This is a genomic window from Photobacterium marinum (assembly GCF_000331515.1).
In the GTDB taxonomy this organism is placed as follows: domain Bacteria; phylum Pseudomonadota; class Gammaproteobacteria; order Enterobacterales; family Vibrionaceae; genus Photobacterium; species Photobacterium marinum.
This window is the reverse complement of the sequence record NZ_AMZO01000001.1, coordinates 1-14,851: the sequence shown is the minus strand read 5'-3', so window position 1 is coordinate 14,851 and position 14,851 is coordinate 1. Positions and strand designations below refer to the sequence as shown.

The 14,851-nt window shown below is 42.4% G+C and carries 10 protein-coding genes and 1 tRNA gene; 9 read left to right on the top strand and 2 right to left on the bottom strand.

The window, feature by feature from the left end; all coding sequences use genetic code 11:
- Positions 1-78: 78 nt before the first annotated feature.
- Complete coding sequence (locus tag C942_RS00055) at positions 79-1,233, bottom strand: alpha/beta hydrolase family protein (RefSeq protein WP_007461063.1); 1,155 nt, start codon at positions 1,231-1,233, stop codon at positions 79-81.
- 303 nt (positions 1,234-1,536) lie between these two features.
- Between C942_RS00055 and C942_RS00050 the strand changes: the two genes are divergently transcribed.
- From C942_RS00050 to C942_RS00010, 9 genes are all read left to right on the top strand, one after another.
- On the top strand, positions 1,537-2,223 hold the full coding sequence (locus tag C942_RS00050) for a type 1 glutamine amidotransferase domain-containing protein (RefSeq protein ID WP_007461062.1): 687 nt from the start codon (positions 1,537-1,539) through the stop codon (positions 2,221-2,223).
- 14 nt (positions 2,224-2,237) lie between these two features.
- Positions 2,238-2,678, top strand: coding sequence for a VOC family protein (locus C942_RS00045; RefSeq protein ID WP_007461058.1), 441 nt, complete (start codon positions 2,238-2,240; stop codon positions 2,676-2,678).
- A 457-nt stretch (positions 2,679-3,135) separates the two neighbouring features.
- A complete protein-coding gene (locus C942_RS00040) occupies positions 3,136-4,938 on the top strand; it encodes an RICIN domain-containing protein (RefSeq protein WP_007461056.1) in 1,803 nt (600 codons plus the stop codon).
- Positions 4,939-5,014: 76 nt separating this feature from the next.
- On the top strand, positions 5,015-6,262 hold the full coding sequence (locus C942_RS00035) for an SGNH/GDSL hydrolase family protein (protein WP_007461054.1): 1,248 nt from the start codon (positions 5,015-5,017) through the stop codon (positions 6,260-6,262).
- A gap of 198 nt (positions 6,263-6,460) precedes the next feature.
- Positions 6,461-9,604: a bifunctional diguanylate cyclase/phosphodiesterase gene (locus C942_RS00030; protein WP_007461052.1), complete on the top strand. Its 3,144-nt coding sequence runs from the start codon at positions 6,461-6,463 to the stop codon at positions 9,602-9,604.
- Between the two features lie 107 nt (positions 9,605-9,711).
- On the top strand, positions 9,712-10,056 hold the full coding sequence (locus C942_RS00025) for a hypothetical protein (RefSeq protein ID WP_007461050.1): 345 nt from the start codon (positions 9,712-9,714) through the stop codon (positions 10,054-10,056).
- Between the two features lie 688 nt (positions 10,057-10,744).
- Positions 10,745-11,968: a sodium/glutamate symporter gene (gene gltS / locus C942_RS00020; RefSeq protein ID WP_007461047.1), complete on the top strand. Its 1,224-nt coding sequence runs from the start codon at positions 10,745-10,747 to the stop codon at positions 11,966-11,968.
- Positions 11,969-12,244: 276 nt separating this feature from the next.
- Positions 12,245-12,481, top strand: coding sequence for a YdcH family protein (locus tag C942_RS00015; protein WP_036798142.1), 237 nt, complete (start codon positions 12,245-12,247; stop codon positions 12,479-12,481).
- Between the two features lie 514 nt (positions 12,482-12,995).
- Complete coding sequence (locus C942_RS00010) at positions 12,996-14,501, top strand: cytochrome-c peroxidase (RefSeq protein WP_007461045.1); 1,506 nt, start codon at positions 12,996-12,998, stop codon at positions 14,499-14,501.
- A gap of 211 nt (positions 14,502-14,712) precedes the next feature.
- On the opposite strand, the gene C942_RS00005 is transcribed toward C942_RS00010, so the two are convergent.
- Positions 14,713-14,789, bottom strand: a tRNA-Asp gene (locus C942_RS00005).
- Between the last annotated feature and the right edge of the window lie 62 nt (positions 14,790-14,851).

Sequence of the window (14,851 nt, the reverse complement as noted above, 5' to 3'; positions counted from 1 at the left end):
AACCGGAATGATCGTGAAACTATCCTAGAACGATCCTCAGACTATTTAAGAACTGCCCTAAAACAACGTCAGAAAACATTAATACATCCGAAACTCGACATCAGCAGGAGCCTGCATTGGCTCACCACCGCGTAAATACTGATTAAAGAAACCGACCAATAAGCCGTTTGTGGCTTTGTGCATCACATTTGAATCAATCGCTCCCAGAATACCGGCATATTTCAATGGCGTGACATAGTTTAAGTCGCTGAAGTTCATATGAGCGGCCCCTGTAAATTGCGCCTCACATCCTCCTCCGGCACTCGCTTTGACTACCTGGCTATTAACCCAGGAGAAATCCTGAGCAATGCCAGCCAACTGGTTATCCGTAGAATAAGCAATACACAACGGTGCGCGGCTTTCCGGGTTCACTGAAAATGAAAACAACTGCCCATCAAGATTGATCCCTGCTTTAACACGTTCATCGTTCATAACAAGGTGCGACGCCACAGCACCGCCAAACGAATGCCCGAAAGCTGCCACTCTGTCGAGATCAAGGTGCCCGCCAAATAACGTTTTTTGCTGGCTGCTGGCAATATCCGGCAAGGCATCAAGCAACTGCTGATTGTTCTTAACCCATCTCCCAAAATAACCAACAGCATCATTCATCATTACTTGTTCATACTGCTGCATCTTTTGCTGCCACTCATCCAAAGAGGCACTCTTTCGCAATTTCTCTGTATATGTCGCGATCTTATTTCCATATTCAGCCGTTAAAAGCTCAGGGTCAAAAGCGACTTCTGGCTTCTGCTGAACCAAATCACCATTAAGCATCTTCACCACCAAGCTGTGCCCTGGATGCCCCAGAGACATAACGATGTAACCATGACTGGCAAGCTGCTCCATATTGGTTAGGTTTTGCATAGCATGTGAGCCATAACCGTGATTAAACAGAAGCACCGGATGCTTTCCTGCCAGAATTTGACCATCAATGATTGACGATGAAGGCCTTTCATCATGTAGCAGTGCAGGAGGCAGTCCCTGTTGTGCACTCAAAGCTTCTGCCACATAACTTTCGGTATAAGGTAGATGTTGCCCTTTCGCTGTATCAGCTGCCGGATACCAAGCCATAATATGAACCCGCTGCGAAACATCCCCCACTTCAAACTCCGTAACACCAACTTTATGCGGACCATCAGGTTGCGGCATTTCCGGCGGTGGAATGAGCATTAGCCCGACCATCAGCAATAACATTAAACATACGATTCCTATACCCGTCCTAACCACCCATTTCATCGCCTTTCCCTTATTTTTCAGTTAACTGCGGGCATTTCACAATGGTCAATAAACAAGCACAAGTTTGCTGGTTGAGTTATTAAAAAATACATTCAGTTGCAGATAAAACTTCGTCTCACTTCACAGCACAAGTTCTCATCGATAACTGGAAGCATTACATCGAATACCGGACTATTTTTCTATTCACAGTGATTCTTACTACGCTTATGTCTGAGGTGTGTCCCTTTTACTGACAATATCCGGCGCGGAGGTATGTTAAACATGGCAAAGGCATTAATTGTAGTGACCAGCCACGCACGACTTGGCGACAGCAATCAAACCACTGGTCTTTGGTTCTCAGAGCTCACCCACCCTTACTATGCAATTGCCAAGCATGGAATCGATGTCGATATTGTCTCAATTCAAGGCGGTGAAATTCCCATTGATCCCAAAAGTTTTGATGAAGAAGACAGAAACAATGCCCTGTTTTTAGCAACGCCTGAACTGGCAGAAAATCTTAAAAACAGCCGCTCACTTGATGACATCAATGCCTCTGAATATCAGGCCATTATTTTCGCCGGAGGTCACGGCACTATGTGGGATTTTCCCGATGATCCCGACGTTCAGGACAAAGCAAACGAAATCTATGAAGAAGGTGGAATTGTGGCAGCCATCTGTCATGGTCCGGCAGCACTAATCAATATCCAGCTTTCTGATGATAGTTATTTGATTGACGATAAACGAGTTACCGGCTTCAGCAATACAGAAGAAAAAGCCGTTGAACTGGATAACGTTGTGCCCTTTTCTCTCCAGGACGAGCTGATGATCCGCGGTGCGCACTTTGTCGAAAAGCCAGCATGGACCGCAAATGTTGTCATCGACGGACGACTGGTTACAGGCCAAAACCCCCAATCAGCAGCTGGTGTAGGTGAAGCCGTCAGCGATTTGCTACTGGAATGGTTTAACTAAAAGGAAAAAACAGAATGGAATATCTGCATACCATGGTTCGCGTCAGAGATCTGGATGAATCGCTTGACTTTTATTGTACCAAGCTCGGGCTACAGGAAATTCACCGTATCGATAATCACAAAGGGCGCTTCTCTCTGGTCTTCCTCGCTGCCCGTGATGATGTTACTCGTGCCGGAGCCCATAACACACCTTTGATTGAGCTGACTTATAACTGGGACCCGGAGATTTATACCGGTGGCCGGAACTTTGGTCACCTGGCTTTTCGTGTCGATAACATTTACGAACTCTGCTCTCACCTCCAGGAACAAGGCGTCACGATAAGCCGTCCTCCTCGTGATGGCCATATGGCTTTTATCCGCTCACCTGACGGTATATCTATTGAGTTATTACAAAAAGGAGAACCACTAGCACCAAGAGAACCATGGGTATCAATGGATAATATTGGCGAGTGGTAATTTCAAAGGGCAATATAACTGAACAGTAACCATACAGATGTAAGTCAATTAGCTTATTAATTGCTTTACATCTGCCAATATTTCCCACGTTAAATTCCTAACATATAAGAACATCGTGAATATTTCATTCATATTTATTCACCAATAAATAACATGTCGTATGGTAACTATAAATATATTACCTCGTTATTTAAGCTCTATCTTTTTTATTACCCATAATAAATTTGAGACAATTTAATATCAGTTAAACTTTTTACCTCTCATTTTATTGACCTGCATTCAAAACCGGATTTTATAAATCCCTGGCAACATTGACAGTGAATGTTGAAAATGACAGTATTTTTCAACACAGCAACGCAAAAACGCGCTTTCACTCTAGTTGCCTTTATTCACCCTTCCTAAAATAAAGCCGCAACACTTCTATACCCAGAATAAAGTGTGAATAAAGGAAAATACAATGAATAAATTACCGTGCGCGTTTATCGGCATGAGCTTTTTATTACCTTTCAGTTCATTAAACCATGCAGCCACCCTTAATCAGACAGATGTATTAGCAGATATAATCCAGTCTTCCACCGCTTACTTTCAGCAAGAATGTCATCTGTCTGGTAACGAACAAACCTTACCTCAAGATTGTAATTACTATGTACTGAACCTGACAAAGTTATCACCAGTACAAAGAAGCAGTTTTACCAACCATATCCTTGGCTTAGGTGTCAGTACTAACTATGTACTCATCACCAAACCAAATAAGATCTCTGAAAGACAAATCTATTTATTAGATCATCCGGATACTGAATACGTAGCGACAAACCTGACAAACGATTTAAACAAACGCAGCCGCACACGTCGCTCACTAAGCTCAAGCAGTAATCCTAAAGTCATGGAATTTGTTCTTCACCGTCGATTTAACGTAGAGCGTGAGAACAAAGGTAACGCAACACTAAAATATAAAGTTCGTTATTACAGAAAATCACCTTATTACTCCCGTTCCGGTGATAAAGATAAATTTGTTGAGATCGTCCTTGCAGAAGGAACAGGTATCGACATGGGAATGGAAAATGCGTGGTCTGATATTTACCGCCGCTGGCAGCATAACAGCAGCGTCAGTTATGTTTACAAGGAATACCTAGATTCAGTCAGCGTCGATGTGAAAGTAAATGACAAAGCCAAACTTGCAAATGGTGATATCTATCTCAACGATTTATATCCTCGTATGCAAGATCAAGTTGAGTCAAAAGTAGAGAAAGAAACCAGCTCAAGCATCAAAGTCGGCCTTGGTTTTTCACCTAAAATTCCGATTAAAGATATTGAATATAAATTTACTGACAAATATACCATCACCAACAAAAAAGAGTTTGGCCTTATTACCCAAACTAACCGCGACGGTTATCAAATTAAATACATCAACAACAAATATGGCTCCCAAATCAATCCGGAAAATGGTTTCTGTAACCTTGGTACGGCTGATGGTTGGTGCTGGGACTATGATGACTTCCGCGGCAACCCATGGAATTTCGACAAGATCCGCTCGAATAACCCACTGGCTCTGAGTGGCCTGCGTCCGGATTTCGTAGCCAAAATAGCGGCTAAAGAAGATGTCTCTGGCAGCTCAACCATTAATGTCACTACCAAGGTAAACAGCCTTGCTCTGTTTGGCCACAACCGCTGGATTATCGGCCGCCGTTACGCATCAGGCAGCCAGTTATGGACAGGAAAAACTGACTGGAACCGTAATTGGCAGGAAGACAGAAATTTTGAAAAGCTGACCTATACCGACAGCTTCCCAATCACCATTGACTGGAACAGCCCATGGTTCCTTGGAAGTGATGCTGTAACAATCAAATCAACCTACCTTAGTCAGGAAAAAGCACAGTGTCTGACGGTGGTTAATGGCCGTGAACTGACATTCAAGGATTGTGTTGAAGGCAGTAAATCTCAGTCGTTTATCTACGATCAGGAAAAACGCTACCGCAGTGTCGCTAATCTGAATCAATGTCTGGACTCAGAAGGCGGGAAACTCTCTCTGAGCACCAACTGTAATGATGACTACGCCCCAAATACTCAGGTCTGGTCATGGCAGGAACCTAATCAGTTCTCAAATGATGTGCTGTTTACAACTAACTATGACAGAACCATCAATGCCATTGATGCATCAACAGCTGTACCTAGCATTTTGCGCATTGAAGATATTCAAGACAAGCCAGACAGCGTGCTTTATACCAGCCGCTTTACTGACTTCAGCACCGTAACCCCTTAATCACTCATCAGGAATGAGTGGTTCACTTTGTCGTTATGTTGGCGACTAAACAACAATAACTATTATTGGACTAAAAATGAAAAAAACATTACTTGCCATTTCAATATTGCTTCCTTTCTGCGGCGTTGCGTCTGCCACAGAAATGGTTCGCGCAGAAGATATCACAGCAGAAGCCGTTCGAAGCGTTCAGTCTGATACAACTTATACCTATGCCCGCTGCTGGTACCGTCCTCATCACAACCACAATGATCCAGCAACAGAGTGGGAATGGGCTCTAAATGATGACGGTAGTTACTACAAAGTCCACGGATACTGGTATTCATCCATTTCGTTCATGAACATGTTCTATACCGATACTCCACAAGACGAGATCATGGAACGCTGCCAGAAAACACTGGGTGTAGATCATGAAACGGCTGACATCACTTACTTCGCTTCAGATAACCGTTTCTCTTACAACCACTCATTCTGGACAAATGAAAACAGCTACCAGCCAGAGAAGATCAATAAGATCATTGCCTTTGGTGACAGCATTTCAGATACCGGTAACCTGTTCAACGCATTCCAGTGGCGCTTCCCTAACCCGAACTCATGGTTCCTGGGTCACTTCAGCAACGGTTTTGTCTGGGTTGAATACATTGCCCAAGACAAGCACCTGCCACTATATAACTGGTCTGTAGGTGGTGCAGCCGGTGATACTCAATACCTGCTACTTTCCGGTATTCATGATCAGGTTGATTCCTACCTGACTTACATGAAAATGGCGAAGAACTACAACCCGGAAAACAGCCTGTTTACAATTGAATTTGGCCTGAACGACTTCGTCAACTACGACCGCTCAGTAAAAGACGTAAGTGACGACTTCGCCCGCGCCCTTAAGCGCCTGACTGATAACGGTGCACAGAACATTCTGGCGCTGACTCTGCCAGACGCAACAATTGCGCCTCAGTTCAAATACTCTGAACCACAAAAAGCAGTAGAAGTTCGCCGCAAGATTGAAGAATTCAACGAATTCATCAAACAGGAAGTACTTAAATACCAGCTTCAGGGCGTGAATATCTCACTTTACGATACCAGTGGCCTGTTTAAGGATATTTCAACAAATCCTGCGAAATACGGTTTCCACAATGTGACAGATGCATGTCTGAACATTGACCGTAACTCAGCGAAAGACTACCTGATGAGCCACTCGCTAACTAACGAATGTGCCACATACGGTTCTGATAGCTATATGTTCTGGGGCGTTACACACCCAACAACCAAGACCCACAAAGTATTGGCAGAACAGATCAGCAAGTCAGCTCTTGATCAATTTAAGTTCTGATTAATCATATAGTTAATAACAACAAAACGGGGTAGCCACACTACCCCGTTTTTTATTCTTTTTTCGCAACTTATCTTGTTGCTGATAGTGAACTGCCTAGCAAAACAAACAGCAACATTACAACTTTGTGTGCATTCTGCTTCCACCGTACTCTATACTAATTCTTGATAAGCATCAGATTGCATCATGGACGTGTTAATGAGAGCTGCGTTATTCCGATTCATCGCCTTATTATTCCCCCTTCTTGCCATTACAGCGGGAAGTGCTTTCTATATTTACCATCAGGATGTCAAACAGCTGGAACAACGCATCATGGAAAGAGAGCGTAACATCCAGCAATCCACACTGCATATCACGCGGTTACATTTTGCGCCTATCATTGATGACCTTCGTTACCTGACACAAAAAATTCAGGAAGTGAGCAATAACTTACACAACCCCGCCGAGAAAAAAGACATTGTCACCAATGCCTTTAAAAGAATGATCCTTACACGTTCTTTCTACGATCAAGTAAGACTGATAAACGATCAAGGTAAAGAAGTTATCCGAATCAACATGACTGACGGAAAAGCCGTTCAAGTTGATGACAATATGCTTCAGGATAAAAGCCATCGTCCTTATGTAAGTAATGCGTTGAAAATTGAACCCGGCACTTTCTACACTTCCGAGTTTGATCTGAACATGGAGAACGGGCAAATAGAAGAGCCGACAAAACCTATGCTTCGTTTTGTCAGTCATTTTGTTGTTAATGGGCGCAGTTGGTTAATTGCCCTTAACTACCTTGGCTATACCTATCTCGAAGAACTCAATAACCTCTATCAATGGACTCACGGACAAAACTGGTTGATAAATAAAGAGGGGCAATGGCTGTTAGGGCCAGAGGCTCATACTTCCTGGCAGTTTATGCCGGGACCTAATGGCAATCTCAACAATGATTTCTTTGATAACTACCCTGATCTATGGAACAAAATTCAAACCGAAGAAAGAGGCCAGATGATTGAGGGGGATTTTCTCTTCACTTATACCCGCTTCTTCTCCGGTGATAAATTTCAAGGAGACGAATTATTTACCCTCCCCTTCGATGGCAGCGACCTCCCCTGGACGGTGATATCAAAAATAGACATGAGTCAGGCAGTAATGGAGCTGGCCTTTACCCGGGAAAGGATAATAAGAGTCTCACTACTCGCTACTTTAGTTCTTTCCCTCTGCTCCGGTTGTGCTGTACTGTCGTGGCATCTACTGCACTTGCTTCGTCATGAACAAAAGCTCAAACAGGAAAATCAAGATGTCGCACTGCAATACTCAACGGTTCTAAAGCATGTGCCAGATGGTCTTCTGACGATTGACCGAGACATGACTATCAATACCATTAACAAAGCAGCCGGCCGAATCCTGAATATCAATGATGATTCCGCACCAGGTAAAAGCCTGCTTAAACTGATATCAGGCGATAAAAATCGCCAGCAAATCAAAGAACTCGTCGAGCAGATTCACAATTCAGATATTGAAGCCAATGACAAACCTATAAAAGTCAGGATCAAGCTCAGCCAGCTCAAAACCCGGTACATTGAATTTATCGCGACAGAAACACACTACAGTAACCGAAGTGAAATTCTGCTGAATTTCCGAGATGTCACTTACTGGATTGAACGCGAAGAAAAACTGAAAAGCATGAGCAGAGCCCTGGAGCAAAGTAATGACTCAATCATTATCACAAATAACCAGGGTATCGTTGAATATGTCAATCAGGCATTTGAAAAATTCAATGGCATCAAATCCAGAGATATCCTTGGTGCTCAATCTTCAGCATTGCTAAAAGAAACTTTAGATAATGACAAAGAAGTTCGTGCAGTACAGGATGAATTGAAAGAAGGTAAAACAATCAATCGAGTGATTGCCCGCAGGCAGGCTGATGACTCCATCATTTATGAAGAGAGAACCATCTCGCCGATCCGGAACAACCGTGGCAGAATCAGTCATTATATTTCCACCGGTAAAGACATTACTGAACGGATCCTTTTTGAAAACAAACTTCACAAACTGGCCCATTACGACCTGCTTACCGAATTGCCAAATCGAACCCTGCTCCTTCAATACATCGAAAGTGCAATGATTCAGGCAAGGAAGGAATTCAAGAGCATTGCCTTACTAACCATTGATCTTGATCACTTTAAACAGATCAATGATTCATTCAGTCACGATATCGGCGATAAGGTTTTAACGGCTATAGCCCAGCGTATCGAACATACCCTCAGAGAGGGTGATTTACTTGCAAGACTCGGTGGGGATGAGTTTGCCATTGTCATTAAATCAGACGTTTCACCAGAAAATATAGCCAACCTAGCAGACAGAATCATCAATCACATCCGCGAGCCTCTTTGTGTTGAGAATAAAGAGCTACTTATTACTGCCAGTATGGGGATCAGCCTGTTCCCTGATGACAGTAATAATGTCGACAATTTGTTCAAAAATGCAGATATCGCCCTTTATCGCGCAAAGGAAAAAAATCGCAACCAATTCTGTTTCTTCACCCGACAGATGGGTCTCGACAATATTAAACGCATCCAACTTGAGTCAGAGCTAAGAAAAAGCATTGGTACGGATAGATATGAACTTTACTACCAGCCGAAGATTAATGCAGCGACTCGTAAAATCTGTGGTGTTGAAGCCCTACTACGTTGGAAAGATGAAAAAGGACAGATCCGATCCCCTGTCGAATTCATTCCGGTGTTAGAAAATTCAGGCCTAATCATTGAAGTGGGTGAGTACCTGATCCACCAGGCTTGCCACCAGCTACAACAATGGCATCAGAAGGGGTTTAACATCAGATTTGCTCTTAATATCTCTGCACGACAGTTACTCAACTCAAATCTTGTCAGAACTGTCCAGAGCGCTCTGAGCGAATCAGGATGTGACCCGCACTCACTTGAACTGGAAATCACTGAAAGTGTCATCATGTGTGATGTAACCACCGCACTGGATAAACTCGTAAATCTAGAAAAATTAGGTGTAAAGATCTCGATTGACGACTTCGGTACCGGTTACTCGTCTCTGGCTTATTTAAGTCGCTTCCCAATTCATATTCTGAAAATCGATCGTGAGTTCATTAAAGATCTGCCCGAAAACAAAGACAATATATCCATTACGCGGTCCATCGTTGAACTGGCTCACAACCTGAAAATGCAAGTTGTTGCAGAGGGTGTTGAAACCAAAGCTCAACAGGAATTTCTGGACACCTTGGGTGTTGAAGAATTTCAGGGCTTTTACTTCGGTTCACCTATGCCACTAAGTGAATTTGAGCGCCTTTATATTGAGGCCAATGAATCGGCAATAATTCAATAAGTACGGCGAAATAACGCGGCTATCAAGGAAAGCATTTGTCCCTTTGCATATTCAACCATATAATTTTCATCAAAGACCTGTCACTTAAACGCCCCTGAGGTACCATTATGAGCTTTAGTGATTATTTAGATGACTTTATCAAGCAGCGAGATCAACAGTCTAAAACAGCTGCTCCAGGTAAGCGTACCTTTCAACGCCAACCTGTAATTCAAGATGCAACCAGCCAGAGTGTAGCCCGTGAAGCGATTGCTAAAGCTCAGGAAGAAGCCTCTGAGCGAGCCAGCTTTGAAACCAAAGCGGCACATACCCGAGTAAATGGCAGATGTGTCCTAGAAAGTGAGGCTCATAATGCAGATCAACTAAAGCCTCAGGCTAAACCGGCTGACCCGGACAGAGTTCGCTACATTCAACAACTCAGAAAAGATCTGAAATTAAAAAAGCGACAGTCCTAACCCCCCCGCCTCACCTGTTTATTTTTCACTCAATCCAAGTTATTTCCTTTTATTGCTGGCTGGTTCTGGTTTTTATCGGACACCAGCCAACATAAAAAACATCATTTCTTTCGAGAAATGTGACTTCAAAGAAGTTTTATCTCTTCAGCTTCGTATAGAAAGCACGCTGTAAATTCTCAATGGATGGGAATTTGGTTCTGAATTAATAATTTTTTGAAATTATTTTTCTAAAAAAACAGGGCAAAAATAAACCATAATGACGTTCAATTACCCATACCCTAAAGTTTGCTTGTTTTATAGACAAAACCAACGCAACGAAACATTAAATTTACACAAATATATATGCCATAAATTCTATGAAAACCTTATCAACAGCAATAACAATCAACATAAGTAACTGATTGAAAAGAGATTATATATAAAGGGTTAACTATGGTATTTGTTAACTTTAAAGAAGACACACGAAATAGATAATTTTTTCGCCAAATACAAGGGAACTGATTTTATACATAATACAAATATTATGGCCACAATCAGTTCCAAAAAAAGAACCTACGCTTAATTCATGCTACATTTAACCCTTTTTATTTCTCCACGCCCTACACCATTAGCCGGCATAAAGCAATATAGGCACAAGGGTTTTTAGTAGTTAAAATTGCCGTATGAAAAAAGTATGTAAGACAACATCATGAACTCAACAATTCAAATTAACGAGCTGGAATCCATGCTCATTGCGATTGTCGTGCTTTTTCTTGGCTACTTTATTAATAGCAAAGTAAAGGTTCTGCGAAAGTATAATATCCCAGAACCTATTGTCGGTGGCCTTATCGTAGCTGTTATCATTACAGTTCTTCACCAGCATGGCACAGACATCACATTTAAACTAAGCCTTAAGAACACGTTAATGCAGATGTTCTTTGCGACAGTCGGGTTAGCAGCAAGCTTCAAGTTGCTGGCTAAAGGTGGTTCACGCGTATTCCTTTTCCTTGGCGTAGCTACTTTATATATCGTGATCCAAAACGCAGTAGGTGTAAGCCTGAGTACTATGCTAGGCCTTGACCCTCTACTTGGACTGATCGTTGGCTCAATCACCCTTTCCGGTGGCCACGGTACAGGTGCAGCATGGTCACAGACTTTTGCAAGCGACTTCGGCCTCCAGACCCTTGAGCTTTCTATGGCGGCTGCCACATTTGGCTTGATCATGGGCGGTATCATTGGCGGTCCAGTCGCACAGCGCCTGATCAATAAGTTCGAATTAAAGTCGGAGTTTGGTGGTGGTGAGCATCATCACGCGGCACATCCGGATCTGGTTACGTACAGTGATCACGAAGAAGACCGAATCACAGCAAAAAACACCATTGAAGTACTCTTCATTTTATTGGTCTGCGTTGCTGGTGCTTCTCACGTCAAAGAGTTGGTAGATAGCTTAGGTATTAACTGGCTGCGTATCCCGGACTTTGTCTATGCCTTATTCATTGGTGTATTCATCACAAATGTGTGCGAAACAACCAAGGTGTACAAAGTTAATACTGAAACAGTCGATGCACTGGGTACTATCTCTTTATCTCTGTTCCTGGCTATGGCACTGATGAGCCTTCAATTATGGGAGCTAATGGAATTGGCATTGCCTATGCTGGTTATTCTGGCTGTGCAAACCATTACGCTGGCGATATTTGCTTACTTCGTAACTTTCCGCCTTATGGGTAAGAGCTATGATGCAGCAGTCATTTCAGGCGGCCACTGTGGATTCGGTATGGGCGCAACACCTACAGCTGTAATGAACATGGGATCACTGGTGTCTCGCAATGGTCCGTCACCACAGGCGTTCATGGTTGTACCTATTGTAGGTGCTTTCTTCATTGATATTGCGAACTTAGTCGTACTTCAGACATATATCAGCTTTATTCAATAAAGATTTTTGTGCTCAAAAAAGGGCTGAGTGACGTTGTCACTCAGCCCTTTTTTATTATTCACATACCTTCATTAGCGTTTTTCGTTCTATTATTAATACAGATAAATGAAGGTCCGAACGACGAAAGCGCAAAATAATACCAATATGATTCTTCTACTCTAAGAGGCGCAATCGGATCCTATTCAATTCACCTGCACAGGTGAGCTGATTGTTATAAAAACGGCGATGAGAAAAAGCAGTGCATTATCATTAAAATCAAACGTATGGAGTATTAAGATGCTAGGTGAAAATCACGCACTCTTCCTTGAGTTCCCTGAAATGCAAGACAAAATTCAGGAGTTGAAAATGACTGATGAAAACTTCAAAACTTTATCAGACAGATATCATCAACTCGACCATACGATAAGAGGGTTAGAATCAAATAACGTTCCTACAGAAGATTCACATTTCACCCAGCTCAAACTAGAGCGGCTTCAACTTAAAGATAAAATTTTCAGCATTTTAACGAACTAAAATCGTTCTAACATGTTTACCACTCCCTCTGGTTCTTAACCGATGTCAGGGGGAATGGTCAAACCCATAAGATATCCCCCCTCAATAATCACTACTCTTCCCCCTATTTTTCACAATTATTAATGACTATTCGCAATATCCTAATTTAATACGCTCATTCTAATTTATTAAACACAATCTTAGTTCCCCAAAACACAATTATCCTCATGAGATTCTCACACTAACAAAATCATAATAATACTTTGTCTTATTTCATGCCCTGGCTCCAAAAATAATAATCAAAACTAACAATGAAAATAAAAGCCGCACCAATTCATTAAATTGAAAAACACCATACAAATAAAGAAATAAATACATAATCATCAAATACTTAAACGCTTTATGTACATTTACCATCATTGAGAAAATTATCGCTAGGCAATTTTGCTAAATTCAATCAGTCAATTCATCCCTACAGATAGAAAGGAATATTGAAGCTGTGGTGTTAGTCACCGTCAGTAACCAGGAGTGAGTAATGAATAAAGAATTAATAAGGAAAAAAGTGATAATGAATCCTTACAAAGCTGCCATCAGATTAACTTTATCTATTGGGTTTATTCCCTTCAGTGTAAGCGCAGCTGATAATAATCTAACGTACATAGAAGAAATGGGAAAGCGCCTATTCTTCGAAGAAATTTCGTTGAACAATAACATGTCTTGTTCTTCTTGCCATTCAGGCGGAACAGGTGGTACTAACGGTGACTCAACAACAAACCTTGGTGAAGTTGCGGTTAGGGGATCAGATCCCAGCAAAGTTGGCACACTTAAACCACCAACAAATAAATATGCGCAATTTCTGGATGGCGAAGGAAAAGTTATCGGGATTAAAAACTTTGATCCTGCTTGCCAAGCATTTGGCGGAACAGCTCCATGTGGTGGTGCCTTCTGGAATGGCCGAGCTGAAGGTGACTTAATCGAATCTTTTCATAAGATTAATGTATTCGAAGGCTTGGGTAACGAATACAAGACTATGTATGAAAAATATATAGGTACAGTTTCAGACCAAGCGCACGCGAGCCCATATACAAATCCCGTCGAGCAAGCATTGCCTGATAAAAAGTCAGTCTGTATTCAAGTTGATAGCACATCTTGGGGTAAAGAGCTGTATGAATATGCCTGGGGAACAGAGCTTACCTGTAATGATGAAAACATCGACAAAGAGTTTGCAAGATTTGCCGTATCTTTATCAGCATGGCAAATGTCCAGTGACAATAACCGCTTTGATTCTAAGCGAGACATAGCCTTAAGAGGTGATGCTGATGGAAAATTCCCGCTAGACCTGTTTACTGAGCAGGAAAATCACGGTCATGACTTATTCTATGGTGTTGGCCCTGGTACAGGTGCTCGATGCTTCTTCTGCCATCAGAGCGAAAACAATGAGGGTGTCGGAAAATTTGAAAGGTATACCAATGATCGCTATTTCAACCTTGGTGTACCATATAATCATGAAATACCAAACGCAGCAGAGCCTAATAAAGGGCTATTTGATGTAACATCAAATAATGCCCACCTCGGTCAACATAAAGTACCGACATTACGTAATGTAGATAAACGTCCAGACCGCCGCTTTATGAAAGCTTATACACATAACGGTTGGTTTAAATCCTTAGAACAACTCATTCATTTCTATAATACAGCGGCAGTTCCGACTACAGATGAAGAATTAGCCCAGTGTGCCGCAGCGACAACTGACGAAGAAAAACTTGCCGTTTCTACCGCTTGCTTCTTTGCCAAGACACGTTGTGAACCAGGTGAATGGGAAATTGAAGCTGCAATGGAAGCGAATTGCTGGCCGGAGCCTGAAATAAAGGACAATGTTGCTATATCAACGTCAAACTTTGGGCCTGTCGGTAACCTTAAAATGACCAAAGAAGATGAAGCTGCGGTCGTTGCTTATCTGAAGACATTAAGTGACAAAAGCAGTGCGACACCACCAAGATCATATGAGTCACGGCCATATGACGAACGACGCCTGAAATAAGATTTAAAAATCTTAAAAGCCACAAACGAAAAAGCCCTTGCCTTTCGTCGGGACCGCCGAGTTAAGGGCTTTAATCAGTGGCGATCCACTGGGGTTGCACGACGAGCTGGCCTTCCTGCGGGACTCTTCGAGAACTCATTCGTCCGAAGGGCGAACACAAATTCAAGGCATACAAAAAAGGCCTAGTCTTTCGACTAAGCCTTCAATGTAGTGGCGGAGCGGACGGGACTCGAACCCGCGACCCCCGGCGTGACAGGCCGGTATTCTAACCAACTGAACTACCGCTCCAATTCTGTATGAAGCCCGGCTTGCGCCCAACCTCTAGAATGTGGCGGAGAGATAGGGATTTG

What these genes read in the sequence shown, in the direction of transcription:
- C942_RS00055 (WP_007461063.1), bottom strand. Translation starts at nt 1,233, where the DNA reads ATGTTATTGCTGATGGTCGGGCTAATGCTCATTCCACCGCCGGAAATG.
- C942_RS00050 (WP_007461062.1), top strand. Translation starts at nt 1,537, where the DNA reads ATGGCAAAGGCATTAATTGTAGTGACCAGCCACGCACGACTTGGCGAC.
- C942_RS00045 (WP_007461058.1), top strand. Translation starts at nt 2,238, where the DNA reads ATGGAATATCTGCATACCATGGTTCGCGTCAGAGATCTGGATGAATCG.
- C942_RS00040 (WP_007461056.1), top strand. Translation starts at nt 3,136, where the DNA reads ATGAATAAATTACCGTGCGCGTTTATCGGCATGAGCTTTTTATTACCT.
- C942_RS00035 (WP_007461054.1), top strand. Translation starts at nt 5,015, where the DNA reads ATGAAAAAAACATTACTTGCCATTTCAATATTGCTTCCTTTCTGCGGC.
- C942_RS00030 (WP_007461052.1), top strand. Translation starts at nt 6,461, where the DNA reads ATGAGAGCTGCGTTATTCCGATTCATCGCCTTATTATTCCCCCTTCTT.
- C942_RS00025 (WP_007461050.1), top strand. Translation starts at nt 9,712, where the DNA reads ATGAGCTTTAGTGATTATTTAGATGACTTTATCAAGCAGCGAGATCAA.
- gltS (WP_007461047.1), top strand. Translation starts at nt 10,745, where the DNA reads ATGAACTCAACAATTCAAATTAACGAGCTGGAATCCATGCTCATTGCG.
- C942_RS00015 (WP_036798142.1), top strand. Translation starts at nt 12,245, where the DNA reads ATGCTAGGTGAAAATCACGCACTCTTCCTTGAGTTCCCTGAAATGCAA.
- C942_RS00010 (WP_007461045.1), top strand. Translation starts at nt 12,996, where the DNA reads ATGAATAAAGAATTAATAAGGAAAAAAGTGATAATGAATCCTTACAAA.